This is a genomic window from Halobacteriovorax sp. RZ-2, from assembly GCF_043196685.1.
In the GTDB taxonomy this organism is placed as follows: domain Bacteria; phylum Bdellovibrionota; class Bacteriovoracia; order Bacteriovoracales; family Bacteriovoracaceae; genus Halobacteriovorax_A.
On record NZ_JBEBMR010000003.1, the window covers coordinates 462472 to 484262 of the forward strand.

The window sequence follows — 21791 nt, forward strand, 5'->3', positions numbered from 1 at the left end:
TTTAGTTTCTTAAACTCTCTAGTTGTTCTCTTACTGCACTGAACGAAACAACCTTGTCCGCAAAGTATTCAGCAATTTTTTCTTTCTCTTCATTATTAGCTTCAAGTTGTCCCAAGATATTCATTAGGTGCATTTTCATATGTCCTTTTTGAATACCACTTGTCACTAAACTCTTTAAGGCCGCAAAGTTTTGAGCAAGTCCCACACTTGCTGTAATCATCATTAGCTCGTTTGCACTTGGACGCTCTAAAATATCAAGAGACATCTTCGCTAATGGATGCAGCTTTGTTAAACCACCAACAGTTCCCAGTGCTAGTGGAATTTCAATTTCAAATAAGAACTTATCTCCTTCAACTTTACAATTAGTTAAAGAGCGATACTGTCCGTCTCTTGCAGCATATGTATGGCCACAGGCCTCAACTGCTCTAAAGTCATTACCTGTTGCAATAACAACACCATCAATACCATTGAAGATACCTTTATTGTGAGTTGTTGCACGATGAGGATCAATGTGAGCAATGCGAACTGCACGAGCAAATTTTTGTGCAAATGTTTTTGCATCCATTCCAAGACTCTTTTCATTCAAGTCTTCAATTGAACACTCAACCCATGCACGTGCCTTACAATTAGGCGTATAATTAGAAAGGATACACATAATCACTTGTACGTGCTCCCCTAGTTTTTCTTCTAAATATTTCCCAACAGCTTCTAAAACAGAATTAATGAAGTTGGCCCCCATCGCATCACAAGTTTCAAATGCCATCTTGATTTGGTAGTAGTTTTCTTCTTTATCTGTTAGATCAATTAACTCGATCGAACGAATCCCACCGCCTCTCTTATCCATATTGATAGTTAATGGAGTCAGAGAATTTAAAATATCAATTTTTCCATTTTCAAAGAATTCTTTAAGTTGGGCCTTGTCACCTTCATAGACAAAGTGAACTTGACCAATTTTTTCACTGCCAATGATTTCGGCCTTAAAACCACCACGAGAGCTCCAAAACTTTGCTGCCTTTGACAGGGCCGCAACAACAGAGCTTTCTTCAATAACCATTGGAACGTTATATACTTTTTGATTTAAAACAAAATTAGGAACCACACCATAAGGTAGGAAGAAGTTTGAGATGGTATTCTCAGAGAATTCATCAAATGTATTTTGTAATTTTTGATCCTGATGCCAGAAAGAGAGGATCTGTTCTTTTGAACCGGCCTCAAGATTCTTTGAGATAAATTCTACTTTCTGTTCTTTTGTTAGTTTTGAAAAACCTTGAATCAATTTCAATTTTCACTCCTTACACTAAGGTATGAATTAGCAAATGCTAGACCTGCTTTTATTTGTGTAACCTGTCGACTAACACTTTCATAATCAACCATTGCCGTCTTTAGGAACTCGCTGGCCATACCAAAAATGGCATTTCCTTTCGAAAGCCTACACAGGTAGAAACCATCAAGATATGATTTAATACCACCTGAGATGATAAAGTTCTTACACCTTACCTGCTCTCCTAATTGATCGATAATCTGATTGCTCATATTTACCATTTCTAGGGCAGTATGGCCAACATGACACAGAGGTTCATGAATAGATAAGTCATTGGAATTTCTAATATATTCAAGTTTAGAAAAATTAGTTCCACCAAAGGCCGCAAATTCTATTGCGGCCAGATCCATCTGCATAAGAGCGGCCAAAGATTTCGGCCCCATTCCCTGTCCAACTTCCTTGACGATAATTGGAAAATCAAACTCTTCTAAACAGATTTTTATAATCTCTAGTGGAGAGCGCTTGATAATATCACCTTCAGGTTGAAACCATTCTTGCGCTGGATTGATGTGAATAATTAGGCCGTTGGCACCAAGTAGGTCAACGACTTCTTTGGAACGATCAAGCTCACCATCTTCGATGAGCTCCTCTAACTGGGCCACACCAAGATTGGCATAAAAAGGCGCATTAGCTGTATATTTTGAGATATCGAAGTCGCTGAAGTACTGACTACGACCTTCTTTGGAAAGAAGTTTACGACAAGAACCTAGTCCCATCCCAATGCCAAAATCGCCACATGCTCGTGCAAGATTTTCATTTATCTTTGCAGCGACACCGGTTCCACCTGTCATTGATGAAACCCAAATTGGTAATTCTAATTGATGTCCAGCAAAGTTAAGACTGAGATCGGGCACTTCTCTATTTCCACTAAAAAGTGGCTCATAGTAAAAGCGCTTATCAGCTAAGATTTGTGCCGTCTGTGCAGCATCCGTTAATTTGATATGCTCAAGCTTACGATCGCTCGTTGCCTGGGCCTCTAAATTGTCTCTTTTCATGTACATACCTAATGATTTAGGCAATTTAGCAGATTTTATTCGAAGCAACAACATTCCATTTATGCTTTGGAAAAATCTATCTGATTTGCTAGGCCTTTAAACAATTACGTAATAATAAGAATGAACTCTTTCTTTAATCCAGAAACTTCTTTGAGCAATTTCGATAACTTACCGTATTTAAGTTCCTCGTCCTCTCCATTAAGTTCCATGCCGACAAAAGCGAGACGATCACCAAAAACTTCCACAGACTCTTCAAGAAGTCTCGTTAAGCGGTATGGGGTATCCATCAGAACCTTTGGCATATTTACCTTGGCCAAATTCTTTAAAAACTCCTTACGCTCTTCAGGCCTGCGCGGAGGAAAGCCAGCAAATGTAAAATTAGCGCAGTCGATACCAGACAGGGCAACGGCAAGTGAAATTGAATTGCTATGGGGAGTGCAAGTCACGCGAATCCCTAGCTCATGACATCTTTTTACGAGTTTTTGGCCAGGATCACAAAATGCCGGAAGCCCACCATCACTCATAAGATAAGCATTCTTACCACTTTGAATTTTTGCAATGATTTCATTTTCAATCTCAACTTGAGTGTGTTCATTAAAGAGAATAAAGTCTTCAATGATTTCGCGATCAAGTCCAAAACGTATCCAACGTCTACGACAAGGCTTCAAGTCTTCAATAAGAAAGAGACTTTGCTCTCGCTCTTCGATGGCAGACTTTAATAAATTTAAAGCTGTCGTATCGAGAGGGTTTTGCTCATCAATTGGAGTTGCAATTAAATATAGAGTTCCGTATTTACTTTGTTTGGCCATATCATTTATATATGACCAATTGGTTATAAACTCAAGATCGTGTATACAAATAATATGCAAAAAACTTCAAAAACATACGAATTATTTCTCTCTGTAACTCCTGGTCTCGAGGAGTTCGCCAAAGAAGAGCTAAAAGAGCTAATTCGTTACGAATTCTTTAATACAATAGAGTGCAATAATGAAGCGGGACTACTTCTTAAGTCTCAAGACCTTTTCTCTCTTCTAACACTGATAAAGTATTTGAAGATCCCGACAAGGGCACTTCTAAGAGTAGAAGAATTTAAAGCAAGAGATCTTCCTAAACTTTACAAAAAGCTATCAAAGATAAATTGGAATGATTATATCCCAACGACTGACTTTGAATTTAAGGTAAGCTCTCATAACTCGCGCTTATTTGATGATCGAAAAATCATCAAGGCCGCAAAAGACGCCATTGCAGATTATCAAAAGGCACAACCCTTTAAGGCGAAATATAACGAGCTTACGTGGAGTCATCCACCAATTATCTTTATTCGTTTCGAGGAAGATATGTGTCAGGTTTCAATCGACTGTTCAGGAGAGAGGCTTGATAAGAGAGGACATAAGATCTTTACGGCCAAGGCCCCAATGCGAGAGTCTCTTGGAGCAGCTCTTATTCGATTCATTAATAGCAATGAAGAAAAAGGTTATACCCTACTTGATCCAATGGCCGGCTCGGGAACGATCTTAAGCGAGTATCTCTTCCAAGACCAGGTGAATTCTAAGCGTCATTATAATTTTGAGAACTTTCCTCTTTTTAGGAAACAGGCTGCGCAAAAGGTAAATATTTTAAACGATGAAATTCAGCGCAAGGCCCTGGCCAATGATATAAATCGCGATAATATTAAGGCCATCAAAGAAAACCTTGAGGGATTTGATCTTGAAGTGACTCATGGTGATTTTTTTAAAATGGAAGAACTTTCAGAAAATAACTTAGTTATTGCCTGTAATCTTCCATACGGAAAGAGAATAAAGACGCAAAAAAATATTCATGAATTTGTAAATGACTTCTATGCAAAGGCACAAAAGCTTGGAGCAAAGAGTGCATATGCTGTGATGCCAGAGACCTTTATTATCGACAAGAAGTTTAAGGCAATGAGATCACAGCGAATCAATAATGGTGGAATCTGGGTACAATTCGTTAAGGTCAGCTACAACTAATTCTTATAGGCCATGGTCTTAACACTAACACCACTAACATGTGGAATCAGCACTAACTCACCTGTCTTAGCAGAGTCTGCCTCCCTACCATTCGTATGTGTAATCTTATGAACTTTCGTTGTTTTAACTTTTCCGTCTGGTGTATTTAAGCGAAGTTCATCTCCTACTTTAAGAGCAAACTCCTCACCGCGCATTCCCTTAATTAGAATGGCCATATGAGACTTCTTCACAACATCAACAACTTCACCTAAGAAGCCTTCATCTTGGCGTTGGGTACGCTTATTCTTAAGCTTCTTAAATAGGACATCAGATTTATTTACGTGAAAGAATCCGCGTGTCGTTGAGTTACCAAATTGATCTTTCACTTCCTTGGCCTTCGACTTATCGAAAGAATTAATAAGTGAAACAACATCATTTAAGAGATTATTATTTTCTAGATGGCGAGCATCAACTCTAAGATCATTAACACCACAATCTTTTAATTCATCGATATACTCTAAAAGAAATTGGTCTTTTGTATTAAACATAAATGTTCCGTGTTGATTTTCAACAATCGGAAATCCCTTATGAGGAGACTCTTCACTTGAACCACTAACTTCAAGGTAGTTATCTTCTAAGCTTTCATCAGAATACAAAGGAGACACAAGGTTTCGTGGTGTATAGAAAAGTAAAATTCGTCCAAAGACGAGTAATTCTGTTTCAACGCCCCACGAGTGAATCTCTTGGCAAAATTCTTTAATCACACTACTTGAGAGTTCAATTGAAAGAACAATCTTTCTTAGACGATCACCAATAAGGTTCTTCCAAACCTTAATTGAGTTAAGATTATGGTGTCCACCAGTATCTAAAAGAAGATCGATCTTTAGATCAGGATATTCGTTTAAACAAAAATTAATAGCACCAGGATCTCTTAAGCGAATACTCTTAAAACCAAGGTCTGTATATTTTTGAAATTGTTGCTTATACATTGCAAAACGAGTTTCCGTCATAAGAATATCCCACTCTAAAGAATAGGAAATTGCTTCTGACTTCAATAACTCAATGGCCTTGGCCATCTCTTCAATAGAGAGTTTTCCAATTTGAGAAAATAAGCGAGTTGCTAAGATGACTTCACTTACTAAAGACTTATTAGCAATAATATTAGGAAGATCATTAAGGTTATTTAAGTAAGTTGTCGTCTTCATTAACTTACAACCTTTGCACGAACAAGGTTATTCACCTCAACTCCTGCAACGTAAGGAATTTTAAAAAGTGCTCCAGGACGTGTACGCTCAAAATTCTCTCCAGCAAGATTAGAGATATGATCAATCTTTACATCCACGTGAGCGTTTGAAAAAGGCATGATCTCAAGAGACTCTCCTAGTTCAAATGCACTTCTTACATCAACAACGATAAACTCATTGTCCACAACTTGCGCAACCTTTCCAATCGCACGATATGTCTTATCTTCATGCTCACGATCATTATAAATCGAAGTTTCATCGGCCTCTTCAACAAGAGATGCCTGTGTGTAAGCACGGTGAGTAACTTTTGTAAGCTCATCTTCCCACTTAAGCAGATCATCGCTTAGAAAGTTTCCATGCTCTTTATAATAGGCAAGGGCCTGTGAGTAGACCATTGAAATTGTTCCCGCATACATTGGAGACTTCATACGTCCTTCAACTTTTAAGGAGTCAATTCCTGCATCAATAAAGTCCTGAAGAAGTCTGATTCCCTCAAGGTCCTTAGAGCTCATAAAGTAGCTATTAAGCTCCTTCTTTCCATCATCAATTTTATATTCAAAACGACAGCTGTGAGCACATCCACCGCGATTTGAGTCACGCCCTTGTGTATAGTTGGAAATCACGCAATTCCCAGAGTAGGCCATACACATTGAACCATGAACAAACATCTCGATCTCGACGCCGGCCTCTTCTTTGATTTTCTTAGCATCAGCAATGGCAACCTCGCGCCCAAGGACGATACGAGTAACACCTAGCTTCTTCCAAAGTTTTGCACTTTCAACATTAAGACAACTTGCCTGAGTTGAAAGGTGTATCTCTAGACTTGTATTCTCAGCTATATAATTGATCACACCAGGATCTGAAACAATAACTGCATCAATTCCCACATCATCAAGTTCTTTAATAAAGTCTAATAGGCCATCAAAATCCTTATCGTGAAAGAATGAATTTAAGACGACATAGACAAGAGCACCTCGCTCATGAGCAAACTCAACCCCTTCACGTATTTCATCAATAGTGAAGTTATCGGCCGCTTGGCGAAGTCCATATTTTTGACCACCAAGATATACGGCATTGGCACCGTAACTAATGGCCACTTTCAATTTTTCTAGGCTACCTGCCGGAGCTAAAAGCTCAGGTACCCATCTGGTGTTTTTTGCATCTTTCATAAGGTCTTCTATGTACCAGAAATTACGTATATAATAAAGTCATAGGGAAATCTTGATTAGTTTTTATGAAAAAAATATTTAACACTATATTTTATTTGGCCTGTGCGTTCATTATCACAATTTTGGGGCTTCTAAGTTACCATTATCACAAGGCCCCTCTGCGAGAAACTCCAGCACCATATGTCATGGCACCAGAAACCTATGGGCCTGATGAAGTTGCCTCAAATGCCGACGTACTAATTGTCGGAGATGAAATGGGTGTATCAATCAGTCCATTTATCAATGACATCACAACTCAACTCTCAAAAAAGTTGGCCAGGCCACTTTCTATTTACAATATTTCTTCTAAGGGCGACTCCCTTTATCGCACCATTCAAAGAGTGGCGGCGCTAAAGAAAGTTCCTAAGATTCTTATTCTTGCAACTGGCTATTCAGAGTTACAAGAAGATATTTATCCAAAGAAGAAAGAGGCCATTAAACTTAATAATCAGAATTTTAAACTCTTTAAAAATCTCTATATCCAAAGTTTGATTAAGCTTCATCCAAATCTGTCACGTTTAATTTTCTTAAATGAAGACCTTAAACAGCTAACTTCAGAAATTGAACCACTTGAATTTGATAAATTATCTCCTGAACGCTTTAGAAGTATTTTAGAAAAAGAACTTCTTCTCTATGATATTCGTCTCGAAAAATTCTTTCGAACTCTAAAGGCCAAAGGAGTTAATATCCTTACCGTCATTCCACCAATCAATATGGAGATAAATGACCTTAGAATTTGTGAAGATACAAATGGCCTAGAATTTGAAGAGGCCCTAAAAAAACTCGATACACTTCTTTCTGAATCTAAAACGAAAGAGGCCCATGTACTTGTTCAGTCTCTTGAAAAAAATATTTTGGCCAACACGAAATTTCATCAATTAAAGCAAGAGTTTTTTGAAAAACAGGGTGAGATAACAAAGGCCTACGATCAGGCTTTACAAAAAGTGGCCTTTGCATGTGAGGTCAAGTCTTCGCACCCACTCTTTGTTAAACAGCTTGAAAAAATCTCAACTCATCAAAATGTGGATATCGTAAATTTTAACGAAGTTCTTAAGCAAAATTATACAAGAAACCCTTTATTTATTTCTAATAAAGTTCCACAATCTATCTATTACCCTAAACTTGTCAGTGAGCTAGTAATTAAGCTTAAGCAGATTACCCAACTAAAATAAGAGGCCATATGAGAATTGTTCATAACGAAAATGCTATCATCATTAAACAGGGAGATCAGTCTGATACGATCTATCTGGTTGAAGAGGGAGAACTTCTCGTCTTTGTTGTTGACGGTAATAAAGTTAGTCCAGTTGCGACAGTAGGCCCTGGAGAGATGATTGGTGAGATGGCCTTCTTCGCTGGTACTCACCGCGCAGCCTATGTTATGGCAAAAACGAAGGTCACACTAATGGAAATCGATAGTCAGACAATCAAAGAAGAGCTTCCTGATTGGCTCTTTAAGATGACAAAGAATGTAGTTGATCGTATCCACCACCTCGATAAAGTCATCGCAAAAAGTGGAATAAAAAGAAAGAAGGCCGACACTGTTAGGCCTTTAAGTATTGAAGAGCAAAGAGAGATTCTAGATCTTATAAAATAAAGCTAAGAAGGGCGAATATATGAAAAAGTATAACGGCCTATTCTATTCAAAATGTAGTGTAAATGATGTCTCAGATATACTTGAAACAAACCTTGAAAGCGGACTTACACAAGAAGAAATCACAAGTAGACAAAAACTCTATGGCCCTAATGAACTTTCGGTTAGGCCAAGCACATCTAAAATTACGATTCTTATAAGACAACTAAAGAGCATCATTGTCTTCTTGCTGCTTATTGCGGCCGCCACATCTTTTTCCATTGGCCATATTGTCGAAGGCTTCACAGTTATTGCAGTCCTCGTTGTTAACACTGCACTAGGATTTTTCACAGAACTTAAGGCCGTAAGATCCATGGAAGCACTCAAAAAAATCGGCGTCACAAAATGTGGAGTTATTCGACAAGGACAAATATTTCACCTTAACACAAAAGAGCTGGTACCTGGTGATATCGTCATCTTTGAGGCCGGAGATATTTTAGGGGCCGACCTTAGAGTTGCCCAGGCCAATAATATAAATGTTAATGAATCAATTTTGACTGGTGAATCGGCCCCAGTCGATAAAGTAAGTGAAGCATTAGAAGAAGACACCATACTAGCTGAGCGAAGCAATATTCTTTTTAAAGGAACATCAATCACAAGAGGCTCAGGAAAAGGAATTGTTATTGCAACGGCCATGGACACAGAGGTTGGTAAAATTGCCAAAGAGGTTCAAGGTGATGCCGTTAATAAAGATGAAACCACCCCTCTAGAGAAACGACTTAATAAGCTTGGTGGTCAGATAGTCTGGTTTTCATTAGCAATTGCTACCCTTATTGCAGTCTCAGGAATAATGGCAGGAAAGGCCCCCGTACTCATGTTAGAGACGGCCATTGCACTTGCTATTGCTACCATTCCAGAAGGCCTTCCTATTGTGGCCACCCTCGCCTTGGCCAAGGGAATGTGGCGCATGGCCGACAACAATGCTCTCATCAACAAATTAGCTGCTGTTGAAACCCTTGGGGCAACTTCAATAATCTTCACCGACAAAACAGGAACTCTCACAGAAAATAAAATGAGCGTTCAGCTCTTTAAAACTATGCACACAGTTTTTCACATGAATAATGTCGAAAAAAATAAAGACGAGAAAGAACTAAGAAGACTCCTCGAAATAGGTATCCTCTGTAATAACTCAGAACTTACTCAAGAAATTACTCAAGAAAAGAAGAGTCATAATATTGGTGACCCAATGGAGATTGCTCTACTTAATATTGGGGAAGAATTTGGCCTTGTTAGAGCAAAGCTTCTAGATCAGAGGCCAGAGGTAAAAGAGGTTCCCTTTGATAGCTCTACCCTAATGATGGCCACCTACCATATGCTAAAAGAAGAGGACGAAGAGGCAATACTCGTGGCCGTAAAGGGTGCACCTGAGGCGGTTATAAGTAGCTCTACACTTATACGAAATGAGTCTGAAGATAAGATCTTCAATAAAGAATTAAAAAGTGAATGGATTAAAGAAAATCATACACTAGCAAGTGATGGCCTACGTATCCTCGCCTTGGCCGAGAAAAAAGTAAAAAGTACAAAAGAAGCGCCCTACAACGATCTTACTTTTTTAGGACTCGTTGCCCTTCTTGATCCTCCTCGTTCAGATGTAAAAGAAGCAATCTCAAAATCAAATGAGGCCGGCATTAAAACAATTATGGTTACAGGTGACCAAGAAGGAACGGCCTTAAAGATCGCCAAAGACATAGGCCTTATTGGGCCTGATAATAGCTATTCAATAAATGGAAAGAACTTCGGGCCACAGCAAGACTGGAGTGAAGAACTGATTAAAAAAATCGATAAGACCCAGGTCTTTAGTCGTGTTAGTCCAATTCAAAAACTTGATTTGATTAAGTACTTTCAATCAAAGAATGCTGTCGTTGCCATGACCGGAGACGGAGTCAACGATGCACCAGCATTGAAGCATGCAGATATTGGCGTAGCAATGGGCCAAAGAGGAACTCAAATTGCAAAAGAAGCGGCAGATATGGTGCTACAAGATGATCGCTTTAACACCATTATCTTGGCCATCAAGCAAGGACGTATCATCTATAGTAATATTCAGCGTTTTGTGGTCTATCTTCTTTCTTGTAATATTAGTGAGATTCTAATTGTTTCAATCGCCTCACTGATGAATATGCCTCTGCCTCTTTTACCATTACAAATTCTATTTTTAAATCTCGTCACAGATGTATTCCCGGCCTTGGCCCTTGGGATGGGTGAAGGAGACGCTAGCTACTTAAAGTCATCTCCCCGTCCACGTAATGAACAAATAATTACAAAGAGGAAGTGGGGCCTAATTTCACTCTACGGTATCATTCTTACAAGCTGCGTACTTTCTGGCTTCCTCTACACACTTAAGACAACTGGTGATGATCAAACAGCATTGACTGTCTCTTTCTTAAGCCTGGCCTTTGGCCAAGTTTTTCATGTTTTCAATATGCGACTTGAGAATTCAAATCTCTTTGTAAATGAGATCACAAAGAATATTCATGTCTGGGGAGCAGTATGCCTTTGTACAGTACTGTTACTTGCAACGATCTATATCCCTGCCCTTAGGAATATCCTCAGCTTAAAACTTATCAATCTCGAAAATTGGAAAATTGTGACTTATGCGTCTCTGTCTCCGCTTCTGATCATTCAAGTTTTATCGAAATTTAAATTGGGAATTAGAATATAAGGTGCCATGCTCCTTTGGTTTCGCATGTGCTAAATATTCTATATAAGTAGATAAGGTGAGCTCCTTTGATTTAGCATGTGCGAAACCAAAGGAGCATGGCACCTATACTAGACCTAGATCTTTAACAGTATTTCTTTCTGTGCGAAGTTCTTCAAGAGTTGTATTAAACTTCTCTTGTCCAAAAGCATTGTGCTCTTGGCCTTCAACAACTTTTAGCTCACCGTTTTCAACACGACATGGGAATGAGAAGATAAGACCTTCGTCAACTCCATACTCACCTTTTGAAGCAAGACACATAGAGAATGTCTCACCAGCTGGTGTGTCATGAGTAAGAGCGTATACACCTGCAACACATGCGTTTGCAGCTGAAGCAGCAGAAGAAGCACCACGTGCTTTAATAATTGCTGCACCTCTTTTTTGAACAGTTGAGATAAAATCACCTTGTAGGTATTCTTCATCAGAGATAACTTCTGCAGCAGACTTTCCACCAATCTTTGCATTGTAGAAATCTGGGTATTGAGTTGCTGAGTGGTTACCCCAGATTGTCATATTAGTAACTTCAGTTACATCAACTCCAGCTTTCTGAGCAAGTTGAGTCTTAGCTCTCTTCTCATCAAGAGTTGTCATTGCAAAGAAACGTGACTTATCAAGCCCTGAAGCTTCCATTGCGATATAACAATTCGTATTACATGGGTTACCAACTACGAATAATTTTGAATCTGGTGCTGAGTGTGCTGCCATTGCTTTACCAAGTGGACCAAAGATTCCACCATTAACCTTAAGAAGGTCAGCTCTTTCCATTCCATCTTTTCTTGGAACGGCACCAATTGCAAGAATCCAGTTTGCATCTTTAAATGCTACTTCCATCTTGTCTGTGCAAACAATATTTTTTAATAATGGAAAAGCACAGTCATCTAATTCCATTTTTACACCTTCAAGTGCACCAAGCGCCTGAGGTAGTTCAAGAAGTTGTAGTTCAACTTCTGTATCTGGTCCAAACATTTGACCTGAAGCAATTCTAAAAAGAATCGCGTAACCAATTTGTCCTGCTGCACCTGTAACTGCAACCTTAACTCTTTTAGTCATGTAATTTCCCCTTTTGAAAAAATTAGAGAGTTGTTCTATTGAAATTGGCCAATTTTAACATAGGTGTTAGACAAGTTGTAGCTTTACTTAGCAATATTAGGGGCTATAATTAAATTTAAACGTAATTATGAATTATCAATAAGGGATTACAAATGGAGCAAGGCAACAAGAACGCCTCTAATTCATCGACATCGTCGTCTTCAGACAAACCACAAGGCCGTGGTAACAGAAGCCGCTCAAACAACCGCAGACGTCGTAAACGCCCAGCAAACGCAAGTGGTGCCCCTAAGGGACAAGGACAACAGGCCGGACAAGGTAGCAACAAACCTGGCGCTAAAGGGCCACAGTCAAATCAAACTAAACCAAATAAAAAGGCACAAGGAAAGTCTTCAAATCGCAATCGCAGACGCCGTGGACCAAATAAGAATCGCCGTCCAAACCCACAACATCTAAGTGGAGAGGACTTTATCATTGTAAAATACTTCAATTTACTTGAGCAGCATATTATGGCCAGACGCAAGTACTTTGATAACTTTGATCGTGTTGGTGAGAAGCAAAGAGAAAAGCTAGAGAGAAATTATATTGAAACTCAAAAAACATTTTTAGCTTTTAAGAGTCGTTTAAAAGAAGAAGACTTAAAAGTTTTTGAAGAAAAATTTGAATCTTTAAAGATGGACTTAACTTATTCAACTAATCATGAATTACCAGTTGGAGAAGTAGATCCAGAAGTTAGTGAAGAAGAAATCGAAGATCCTCATTACCTTCAAACACAGATTGAATCAAGCTATGCAGATGACACTGAAGAGTCTGTTGGTTCTCTAGATGATTATAAGGCCTATAAAGGGGTTTAATTAAATTTATTACCATTCATCCTGAACATAAAAAAAAGGGAGCTTTCGCTCCCTCTTTTTTTATCAATATTTTCTAACTAACAACCTTCGAAAAGGTAATCAGATTAGTAAACGAAGTTTGAAGTTGTAGCCGTAGCTTCTGCACCAGTTGTTGCACCAACAACACCTGATCCATCCTTTAGATAATTATCTAAAGTTTCTTCGTGATCTTTAATGATAGCGTCTTTTAATTCAGCTTCATTGATGTCTAAGATTTCACAAACTCTACGTAGCATCTTTAGTGGGATGTTACAAAGAGCACGTTCAACGTTAGAGATGAATTGACCATTCTTATAACCAAGAAGGTGTGATAATTCTGATTGAGAGTATCCTTTTGGATGTGCTGTTCTCTTTTCTTTAATTAGCTTCGCGATGTGACTAAAACTTCTCATGTATTTCTCCTAAGTATTATATTCAAGCACTTACGATTCGTATCTTAATATATTCTAAAGCAATAAAATATTTTTGTAAACATATTAACAGATTTGTAAGAAAACTTTTTACAATATTTCCGTAATTTTATTGTCGATAGCAGATATTGTTCAATATGATCGATTTAGCTTAACTATCTAGCTGAAATCACATTACCGTTATAATACGTCGCTTCAATTAAATCTGTGTATAAGGCCCTGTCTTTGTTAGGCCTCTTAATTAATTTCTTAAGTTTTTCTTCCGTCGTAAGACTTGCGCTCATCTTTTTGCTTCCAAGACTGACAAAATGAAGCTTTTTACCAAGCTCAAAATTACCACTCTCCTGCTCGAGTTTCATCGAAGTAGCACCCGCAAGTGAAGCTCGGTAAAGTCCTTGAGTATAAGAAGTATCGCGATGTCCTCTTTTATGATTCTGCATAACAAATGAATTAATTACATCGAGCATAGAAAGGAAAGGCCCACCACCAATGTCACTTGCTAGGGCCCAGTGAACTTTGAAACGATTAGCTCTCTTATAATCAAAAAGTCCCGAACCTAGTCCCAGCTCTTTAATTGGAGCATTACTTGTTGGACAGTGAGCAATCATCGTCTGTTTTTCACTTAAGAGTTTTAATTCTTTTGGTGAAAGATAAATCCCATGTCCCATAATAGTTTTTGGAGTTAAAAGTCCAACCTTGTCATAAATCTCTGTATAAGTTTTAACTTTTTCAAATCCTTTAATATCTTTATAGATACTAAGAACGAAATCGATTTCATTTTGAGTTTCACTTAAGTGGGTTTGAATGAAAGAGCGATGTTTCTTTGCAGTCTTTGCCCCAGCAGCCATTGTCACAGGATCAGTAGTAATGGCAAAACGAGGCGTTACAGCGTACTTATCTTTATACTCTTTCGCTAATACTTCAGTTTGAGCAATTGTTTCCTCTACGCCCATTGTAAGGTACTCAGGCGAGTTCATTGTCATTTGCACATTACCTAGAACATAGTCACCTTTAAAATTCTTAAGTGCTTCAGAAACAGAATGAGAGTGAATTGAGCCATAACAAGCTCCACCAATTGTTCCGTTATTTGCAATTTTATTTGTAAACTCTTTTGCCTTCTTACGTGCAAAAGCAAGTTTTTTGAAATTAGCTTCATACGGCCAAGTGTAATTTTCTAACCAATGTAGCAGATTTGCCTTTGGCATTTCACAAACGGCGTCTTGTACCCAGTGAAAGTGTGTATCATAGAGGCCAGGAATTACGTATTGGCCACTCTTATCAATAATCTCAACATTCTTCTTACGTGATAAATAAGCTGAAAGTTGTGCTTTAGGCATACGATCGATGATTTTGTAATCACCTTTTGTTGTGCGCTTTGCAACAATTGCATAATCTTCTAAAAATTCACATTTTTTATCATTTATAGGATTGAAAAAATGAGCGATAATTACTTTATAAGTAATATTATTTGATGACATGAAATCTCCTTTAATAAGCAGGTCAACATATATGAAGAAGCGTATCATTACAAGTTTTGTAGCACTCTTTACCCTATTTTTAGCATCATTCAGCGCAGTTGCAGCTGATAGCTCAAAAGAAGCTAAAGAGATTAATATCAATTCTATCGTTGCAGTTAATATTGAAGAGGCCATCACACCGGCCACTTTAAATTACCTTCAAAAGGCATTTAAAAGCATTGAAGGCCAAAGTCAGAGTGCCATCTTAATTAAGATAAACACACCAGGAGGTCTGGTTAGTGTTACAAAAGAGATTATGCACTTAATTGCCAATAGCAAAAATCTGGTCATTGGTTGGATTGGACCTAGTTCTGCATCCGCCACGAGTGCCGGGGCCATTATTGCAAGTAGTATCCCTATTCTCTATATGGCCGATGGAACGCGTATCGGTGCGGCCACGCCAATATCAGGAACTTCAGATATAAAAGAAGGCGATATGAAAAATAAGATTGTTAATGATCTTGTTGCCCTCGTAAAGTCTCAAGCTTCTGCAACTGGAAAGAATGAGAAGGTCTTCACAAAAATGATAACAGAGGCAAAGAGTTATACAGAGACTGAGGCCTTAAAAGAAAATGTCCACAACGGAATTGTTGATACGATTCAGGGTAAGGGCGGTTTAATTAATACAATTAATAATAAGACATACCTTTCTCATCATAAGTCTTTTAAAGTTAAGGTCGCTGATAACTATGTGCTCACAACATTTGAAAAAACTCTGGGTCAGAAACTTTTAAGCTTCTTTGCGTCTCCTGATATGGCCTATATTCTTTTCCTCATAGGCGCGGCCCTAATCTATGTCGAGTTTCAAGCGCCAGGTGGATTTATCGCTGGAAGTATTGGAGCAGTCGCCATCTTAATTGCAGGGATATCTTTTAATGTACTCTCCCTTAACACAGGGGCCTTCCTGCTTATTATTGCGGCCTTCATTCTCTTTATTCTAGAAATTTATATTACAAGCTTTGGGCTTTTAACCCTTGCAGGAGTGGCCAGCTTAATTTTTGGCTCCATGTTTCTTTTTCAAACTGAGGAGTCATACCTACAAATTTCTTCAACTGTTCTCTTTTCTAGTATTGGTGCGATTCTTGCCTTTATTGGTCTGATTGCTTATGTTTTTTATAAGTCTAGAAAAAGAATTTTCTCTGAACCTGAAGATCCGTACACTGGTGTTGAGATTACAGTAACAGATATTGATGGTGACAAAGTCTTTTCTCGCTACAATGGAGAATTGTGGCAACTTACGGCCACTGGCGATATGTCAAAGCTTAAAGTTGGTGATAAGGTAGAGGTCATCAAAAAAGACAACTTAAAACTACAAGTAAAACTATAGAGGTATAAAATGAGTCAAAGAAAATCTTTTCGTCAATTAATGAGTTTAATCTTTTCGATGTGTCAAAACGATCTTCCAACAAAGAGCGATATCGACTGGGCAAGAAGAGAAATTAAAAAGTTTTTTTGGCTTTAAATAATTGAAAATAAGAAGAAAAAACTAAGGGGACGTTGAGGGACGATTGATTTTTGACAAGGAAGAGAGAGAGTTTATTAAAAATCTCCCCTTAGTTTTCTTAAATTAATATTAAACTCTCAGTTTTTTTTAGAGTCAGTTAAATGTAAAGTTTTTGTCAATTCAACGGAGGATATATGATAAATTTTGCGCCTTACTTACCATTTATAATTCTACTATTAATTTTATTGTTCAACACTGTTAAGGTTCTTAAAGAGTACGAACGTGGTGTTATCTTCTTCCTAGGACGCTTCACAGCTGTTCGCGGGCCAGGACTTATTCTACTTATTCCAGGCCTAGAAAAAATGCACAAGGTTGATCTGAGAACAGTGACAATGGATATTCCATCACAAGATATTATCTCTAAAGATAACGTAACATTAAAAGTTAATGGTGTTGTTTACTTTAGAGTAGAAGATCCTGAAAAGTCAGTTGTCGCAGTTGAAAACTATCTGCTAGCGACAGGTCAAATTGCTCAAACAACTCTTCGTTCTGTAATTGGTCAATTCGAGCTTGATGAAATTCTATCAATGCGTGAACAGATTAATGCAAGACTACAAGCAATTCTTGATGAGCATACAGAGCCATGGGGTATCAAGGTTTCAACGGTAGAAGTTAAGGCCATTGACCTTCCTATTGAAATGCAAAGAGCAATGGCAAAACAAGCGGAAGCAGAAAGGGATAAGCGTGCAAAGGTTATTTCTGCACAAGGTGAATTCGATGCGGCCCTTAAGCTTGCAGAAGCGGCAAAGGTCCTTAACGAATCTCCTAATGCCATCACTCTTCGCTACCTTGATACAATGAAAGAGATCTCAAGTGGAGAAGGAAAGTCGACGACATTCTTCCCACTACCAGTTGATTTCTTAACAAATATCATGGGTAAGGGTAATTAAGAAGATCGATTATGATTTCAAAATACTTTAACTTAATACCATTTGCTGAAAATGATCTTGATCTAAAGGCCTCGGCCGAGATCAAGGTCATTGACGGCCATGTTAATTTTCACTTTTGTTTAAAAGGGGATCTCTCTCCTATTTATATACAACGTGACAATGGCAAGATGAATCGAGTTATTGGACTTTGGACTCAGACTTGTTTTGAATTCTTTATTCTCAATAAAACCGATGGTGAGTATTTTGAATTTAACTTTGGAAGTGACTCTAGTTGGAATTGTTTCATCTTTAATTCATATCGATCAGAGTTAACTGAATACTCAGATATTAACATTGATAATATTGTCATTAATTCTGAAGATGAACTCTTCACTCTTAATTGTCGTTTTGAATTAAAGAAGCTTGGCCATAATTTTGAAGACCTTTCAAATCTGCGCGTATCCCCTACCTGTGTCTTAACGGCCGAAGGTGATAAAACATACTACTACTCAAATAAGCACCCAGACAATTCTCCAAACTTTCACCACCCAGATAGTTTTGAAGATCTAATCTCTTAGTACTCGCTTAAGTCGTCTTTTTCTTCTTTTACTTCGATATTTTTTAGAATGTAATCAAGCTTGGCATCGTCGTCTTTAAAGTCAACTTCCCCAGATATTTGATAGTCAGCAAGATCTCTCTCCTGCTTCTTTCTCTCTTTCTTCGTCTCTATTTCAATCTTTGCCTTAAGATCGTCTTTTAAAACTTCATCACGACTTGAAAATGTTTTACCGAATTTTCTCTTAGCAAAATCATAAAGGCTAAATAGTTGCGCTGTTTTATAATTCCCTTTTTCAAGGTAGTAAATCATTTCACGATAAAATGCTTCATTTTCAAGTTCATGAGACCAGGCACTATAGAGCAAGGCCATCCCCTTATACTCAAATCTCTTTTCGTACTTAAGCTTTCTGAACTCATTATACATAGCAAGAGAACTCTCCTCATCACGAGAAAGATTAAGTTTTAAATTCTTCACGAGCTTATCAAGAACAACATTATGATCAGGATTATTCTTATTGTAACGAATTGTTGCACGATAAATACGTCCCTTCTCATAGAAGTAATTTTTTAGAACTCCAATATTATTGGCCTCATCAAAGAACTGCATAATATGGAAAGGGCCATTTTGCACAATTCGAGTTGCATCCTTAGCAAATAGCTGCTCACGCATCTTATAGATATAAAGAAAGTAGCCTAATTTAGGTAGTGAGTAATTTGAAAGTAGATACTTAATATCTTTATAGCTATATAGATTTAATTTCTTAATCTTTATATTGAGATTTAAAACATCTAGCCAAACTTCTTGATTTGATGAGGCCTTGATAAATTGAGTCACAACAGGAAGATTGAAAATTGCGTCCATTGGTATTGCGACATTAAATTTTTCAATCTCAAAGTCATTTACACTTAGAACTCGCCTATTCTTATAATCGACAATATCAAAATAAGGTTGGGCCTGAATCTTAGAAATACTAGGCCTTGGAAAGACCTTAAAGCTTACATCATCAAATGGAATATCAAATTGAAAATTCTGAAAATGAATACTCTTCCAAAATGGTGTCACACCACGAGACTTTTCATATGGAGAAAGCCCCTTGTAAAGCGACTCATATTGTTTAGTGGCAATAAAGTAGTCCGATTGAATCCCTTCATCTTGGAAGGTATAATAAAATCGATATGGCATCGTAACAACAAGATAAGCACTTGATATTACGAGTACAAGAATGGTGGTTAGGAAGATCAACTTCTTCATTATGATATTTATCGGTTAACTGACCATTAAACTACATGAAAAAATTAATATTTTTTCAGAATTACCGATAAGTTAAGTGATAAATTCGGAGAATTAAATGAAAAGACTAATTTTTATCACAGCAATTATGGCCCTTACCTCATGTGTCGCTCCAAGAGAGACGCGCTCAATCTATGATACAAATAGCTCCGGCTCAAATTCTAATGTAGGTTCAGGCTCAGGTGGCTCAGTTATCGACATCGATGACTCAGACAGCTCATCTTCTAATGGTTCAAATGCAAATATTCCTAGTGCAATTGCACACTGTAGTTGGTCACTAGACGGCCAAACAGGTTTTGCAAATACTTCAAATTCGCACTTAGGACCAAATACTGTTTGTCAGTCTCGTACAAATGAAACACAAATTTATGTTCAAATAAAAAACCCAGATCAGAATTCTAGAATTTGTGTTATCCCTACTTCTCAGTCATCTGGAAATTCAATTTTTCTAGGCTCTGCTGAGTGTAAGTATATTGATAGTTCGGGAACGATCTCACTGTTTAACTTAACTAAGAATCGTGATTATGGACGTTATCAAGGTTTTAGGATTAATGGTGTTATGGTTATGAAGGAGAAGACTTATCAATTCCCTGCTCCTTTTAACCGTGAGCTAATCTCATACGATGCTTACTTTATGTGTTCAATCAATGTTGATCTTTACAATGACCGCACTTACTGTGATGCCTTTAAATCACTAGGTCAGTATTTCTACAAATCATTCTAAAAATTAAAAAATAATTTAATTAATGGGCAAGCTTATTTCCATCAATGAGCTTGCCTGTCTTATATGAATTAGACAAGTCACCATCAATTGTTGGAAAAGAGATAATTGGAACAATTAAACTCTGCTCACCTTTTTCAATTCTAGTACAAAGAGCGATATAGAAGAAGCTAACACCACTTTTTTCAAATGCCTTGAAATAAGCAAAGGCCTCATCACCATCCTCATCCTTAAATTCATAAAGCTCATCATATGTCTCTATCGTAGGACGCAAGTAATCCATATAAAGAGAGAAATCTTCAAAAGGAATATCAAATTCCTTTCTATGAGTCATCATTTCAGCAAGAAGCTTTGATTTCTTAAGTTCAATAAGCTCAAAGTCTTCAGGGTCTAAAATAGAATTATCTTCAATTTCGCGATGGTAATCTTCAAGAGATTCAACTTCCTCACCTACTTGAAAATCTTGTACGAAGTAGTCATTTGAAGTGGCCGTAAGGGCCAAAACAAAAGAAGGAGTGTGATTAAAAACAAAGCACAAGGCCATCAGATGAATATCTTCGCCGTTATGATTGACTTTGGAAATGAAAGTAAAGATCTCTTCTTTTAAGTCATTTTCTAAACGCCAAATCTCATCAGGCTTATGGAGAACGCGGTCAACAAAAGTTGGATTTTCTAAGGCCTCTAGAGCTGGCTCATCCACAATATTAAGATCCTTTCTCTTCTTCTCAATCTTTCCTGTAAAGTAGTCAATTAGTGGAGAATAGAATTTTTCAATGCAGGCTTCGCTACAAAAGCTCAGATTAGATCCATCTTCAACAAAGAGTAAGTCTTCAATTGAAGGAACAACTTTTTTACAATTTTTACAATAATAAATATTATCTGAAATTAACAATGACGTATCCTATTTTTAAATTGATAAATTAAGGCCTGCAAATAGCGTATTCCCGTATAAAACAGGCAGGTCCCAAAGCTTTGCTGTTTCATTTAACACAGAAGAATCAGGACGAGTTACCTGAAAGCCTGCTCCCATATTTAAACGAACAGAACGTGACATACGAAGAAACATTTGTGGCATTAAGTATGAGTATTTTAAATCAGAACGCAAAGAATTAGCAGTAAAGAAATCACTAGCAGCAACCTTTACTTCACCATACGTTAGAAGAAATTGAATTTCGTGAGAAACCATAATCCCTAGATTTGCTTTGATATGAGAAATATCGCCAATGGCCATCTCTTCGTCAGTATCAAGTGTGTCAGCGAATATTCTTTCGTAATCGACACCAAGTGCCGCCGCACCAAAACGTTTCTCAGTAGTAATTCCTAACATGCGATCATTTCTTTGAGTTGCAAATTCACTCTTTCCCTTAAATCGCATTCCAAGGTATGAGTCGATAATAAGTTTATTGTAGTCATTTCCAACTTCCAGCCAATTAAAGCCAAGCTTCACTCCAGTATTGGCCTGCTCAAATTCAGCTGTTTCTAGCGATTGAGCACCACTGGCGGCAAGATCGAGGAAGATGCCATGGGCAAATCCCATCTTTAAATTGAAGTTAACAAAATTAATATTTTCGTCAGTAAAGAAAGACTTATTAGCAACGTAGCCTAAAGAGAAGTCATAATAATCAGGAAGGAATGCCCAAAGATCAGAGCTAGCGCTTGGAGCTTGCGCACGAGAGACGGCCCTTTCACTTCTTGCAGGAGCACTAGGTCTCGTCGTCACTGGATTATATGAGCTAGCACCAGATGATTTTGGGGAATAGTCCACCAAGGCAAGTGCAGAAAAATTAAATAAAATAGTCAGGGTTGCAGCTGTTAAGATATTCATCAAAAACATTCCTTGTTCATAAAAAAATTAACGCCTTCTTAGCGTCTACTTAATTGTATCTTTATATTTTCTTAATTTCAATGCGAGCATATC

The 21791-nt window shown here is 37.6% G+C and carries 21 protein-coding genes; 10 read left to right on the plus strand and 11 right to left on the minus strand.

The features are described 5' to 3' along the window. Nucleotide 1: 1 nt before the first annotated feature. From ABMA78_RS13770 to ABMA78_RS13780, 3 genes are all read right to left on the minus strand, one after another. On the minus strand, nucleotides 2-1282 hold the full coding sequence (locus ABMA78_RS13770; RefSeq protein WP_392860858.1) for a hydroxymethylglutaryl-CoA reductase, degradative: 1281 nt from the start codon (nucleotides 1280-1282) through the stop codon (nucleotides 2-4). Next, nucleotides 1279-2316 carry an isopentenyl-diphosphate delta-isomerase gene (locus tag ABMA78_RS13775; protein ID WP_392860860.1) on the minus strand — a complete coding sequence of 346 codons (1038 nt, stop codon included), beginning with the start codon at nucleotides 2314-2316 and terminating at the stop codon, nucleotides 1279-1281. Before ABMA78_RS13775 ends, ABMA78_RS13770 begins: the two co-directional genes overlap by 4 nt. Nucleotides 2317-2420: 104 nt before the next feature. Then, a complete protein-coding gene (locus ABMA78_RS13780; protein ID WP_392860862.1) occupies nucleotides 2421-3125 on the minus strand; it encodes an SAM-dependent methyltransferase in 705 nt (234 codons plus the stop codon). Nucleotides 3126-3179: 54 nt separating this feature from the next. Between ABMA78_RS13780 and ABMA78_RS13785 the strand changes: the two genes are divergently transcribed. Then, nucleotides 3180-4304, plus strand: coding sequence for a THUMP domain-containing protein (locus ABMA78_RS13785; protein ID WP_392860864.1), 1125 nt, complete (start codon nucleotides 3180-3182; stop codon nucleotides 4302-4304). Here the strand turns inward: ABMA78_RS13785 and ABMA78_RS13790 are convergent. Together ABMA78_RS13790 and ABMA78_RS13795 are read right to left on the minus strand one after the other, a co-directional pair. Further along, on the minus strand, nucleotides 4301-5488 hold the full coding sequence (locus tag ABMA78_RS13790) for a peptidase U32 family protein (protein ID WP_392860866.1): 1188 nt from the start codon (nucleotides 5486-5488) through the stop codon (nucleotides 4301-4303). The genes ABMA78_RS13785 and ABMA78_RS13790 overlap by 4 nt on opposite strands. Then, complete coding sequence (locus ABMA78_RS13795; protein WP_392860868.1) at nucleotides 5488-6696, minus strand: U32 family peptidase; 1209 nt, start codon at nucleotides 6694-6696, stop codon at nucleotides 5488-5490. The genes ABMA78_RS13790 and ABMA78_RS13795 overlap by 1 nt, the downstream gene beginning before the upstream one ends. Before the next feature lie 65 nt (nucleotides 6697-6761). On the opposite strand from ABMA78_RS13795, the gene ABMA78_RS13800 reads away from it, so the two are divergent. Genes ABMA78_RS13800 through ABMA78_RS13810 form a run of 3 tightly spaced genes read left to right on the plus strand, consistent with a single transcriptional unit; the run spans nucleotide 6762 to nucleotide 11027 of the window. Further along, entirely contained in the window at nucleotides 6762-7907 is a 1146-nt protein-coding gene (locus ABMA78_RS13800) for a hypothetical protein (RefSeq protein ID WP_392860870.1), read from the plus strand. A gap of 8 nt (nucleotides 7908-7915) precedes the next feature. Then, the gene (locus ABMA78_RS13805; RefSeq protein WP_392860872.1) at nucleotides 7916-8329 is read left to right on the plus strand and encodes a cyclic nucleotide-binding domain-containing protein; all 414 of its coding nucleotides are present in this window, start codon (nucleotides 7916-7918) and stop codon (nucleotides 8327-8329) included. 19 nt (nucleotides 8330-8348) lie between these two features. Next, the gene (locus ABMA78_RS13810) at nucleotides 8349-11027 is read left to right on the plus strand and encodes a cation-translocating P-type ATPase (RefSeq protein ID WP_392860874.1); all 2679 of its coding nucleotides are present in this window, start codon (nucleotides 8349-8351) and stop codon (nucleotides 11025-11027) included. Nucleotides 11028-11129: 102 nt separating this feature from the next. Here ABMA78_RS13810 and ABMA78_RS13815 read toward each other — a convergent pair whose 3' ends face one another. Continuing rightward, the gene (locus ABMA78_RS13815) at nucleotides 11130-12113 is read right to left on the minus strand and encodes a malate dehydrogenase (RefSeq protein WP_392860876.1); all 984 of its coding nucleotides are present in this window, start codon (nucleotides 12111-12113) and stop codon (nucleotides 11130-11132) included. A 152-nt stretch (nucleotides 12114-12265) separates the two neighbouring features. Between ABMA78_RS13815 and ABMA78_RS13820 the strand changes: the two genes are divergently transcribed. Next, nucleotides 12266-12964, plus strand: coding sequence for a hypothetical protein (locus tag ABMA78_RS13820; protein WP_392860878.1), 699 nt, complete (start codon nucleotides 12266-12268; stop codon nucleotides 12962-12964). 104 nt (nucleotides 12965-13068) lie between these two features. Here ABMA78_RS13820 and ABMA78_RS13825 read toward each other — a convergent pair whose 3' ends face one another. Continuing rightward, complete coding sequence (locus ABMA78_RS13825) at nucleotides 13069-13395, minus strand: helix-turn-helix domain-containing protein (RefSeq protein ID WP_021266982.1); 327 nt, start codon at nucleotides 13393-13395, stop codon at nucleotides 13069-13071. A 173-nt stretch (nucleotides 13396-13568) separates the two neighbouring features. After that, complete coding sequence (locus tag ABMA78_RS13830) at nucleotides 13569-14891, minus strand: amidohydrolase family protein (RefSeq protein ID WP_392860880.1); 1323 nt, start codon at nucleotides 14889-14891, stop codon at nucleotides 13569-13571. Between the two features lie 31 nt (nucleotides 14892-14922). Between ABMA78_RS13830 and ABMA78_RS13835 the strand changes: the two genes are divergently transcribed. The 4 genes from ABMA78_RS13835 to ABMA78_RS13850 all read left to right on the plus strand — a co-directional run bounded on the left by ABMA78_RS13835 (nucleotide 14923) and on the right by ABMA78_RS13850 (nucleotide 17881). Continuing rightward, nucleotides 14923-16257: a nodulation protein NfeD gene (locus ABMA78_RS13835; protein WP_392860881.1), complete on the plus strand. Its 1335-nt coding sequence runs from the start codon at nucleotides 14923-14925 to the stop codon at nucleotides 16255-16257. A gap of 9 nt (nucleotides 16258-16266) precedes the next feature. Next, a complete protein-coding gene (locus ABMA78_RS13840; protein ID WP_021266641.1) occupies nucleotides 16267-16392 on the plus strand; it encodes a hypothetical protein in 126 nt (41 codons plus the stop codon). A 176-nt stretch (nucleotides 16393-16568) separates the two neighbouring features. Continuing rightward, complete coding sequence (locus ABMA78_RS13845; RefSeq protein WP_392860883.1) at nucleotides 16569-17324, plus strand: slipin family protein; 756 nt, start codon at nucleotides 16569-16571, stop codon at nucleotides 17322-17324. 11 nt (nucleotides 17325-17335) lie between these two features. Further along, complete coding sequence (locus ABMA78_RS13850; protein ID WP_392860884.1) at nucleotides 17336-17881, plus strand: hypothetical protein; 546 nt, start codon at nucleotides 17336-17338, stop codon at nucleotides 17879-17881. Here the strand turns inward: ABMA78_RS13850 and ABMA78_RS13855 are convergent. Beyond that, entirely contained in the window at nucleotides 17878-19113 is a 1236-nt protein-coding gene (locus ABMA78_RS13855; protein WP_392860886.1) for a hypothetical protein, read from the minus strand. The genes ABMA78_RS13850 and ABMA78_RS13855 overlap by 4 nt on opposite strands. Before the next feature lie 97 nt (nucleotides 19114-19210). On the opposite strand from ABMA78_RS13855, the gene ABMA78_RS13860 reads away from it, so the two are divergent. Next, nucleotides 19211-19876, plus strand: coding sequence for a hypothetical protein (locus ABMA78_RS13860; RefSeq protein WP_392860887.1), 666 nt, complete (start codon nucleotides 19211-19213; stop codon nucleotides 19874-19876). Between the two features lie 19 nt (nucleotides 19877-19895). Here ABMA78_RS13860 and ABMA78_RS13865 read toward each other — a convergent pair whose 3' ends face one another. Further along, entirely contained in the window at nucleotides 19896-20765 is an 870-nt protein-coding gene (locus tag ABMA78_RS13865; protein WP_392860888.1) for a hypothetical protein, read from the minus strand. Nucleotides 20766-20780: 15 nt separating this feature from the next. Beyond that, nucleotides 20781-21698 (minus strand): hypothetical protein, encoded by a 918-nt coding sequence (locus ABMA78_RS13870; RefSeq protein WP_392860889.1) that lies wholly within the window; start codon nucleotides 21696-21698, stop codon nucleotides 20781-20783. Between the last annotated feature and the right edge of the window lie 93 nt (nucleotides 21699-21791).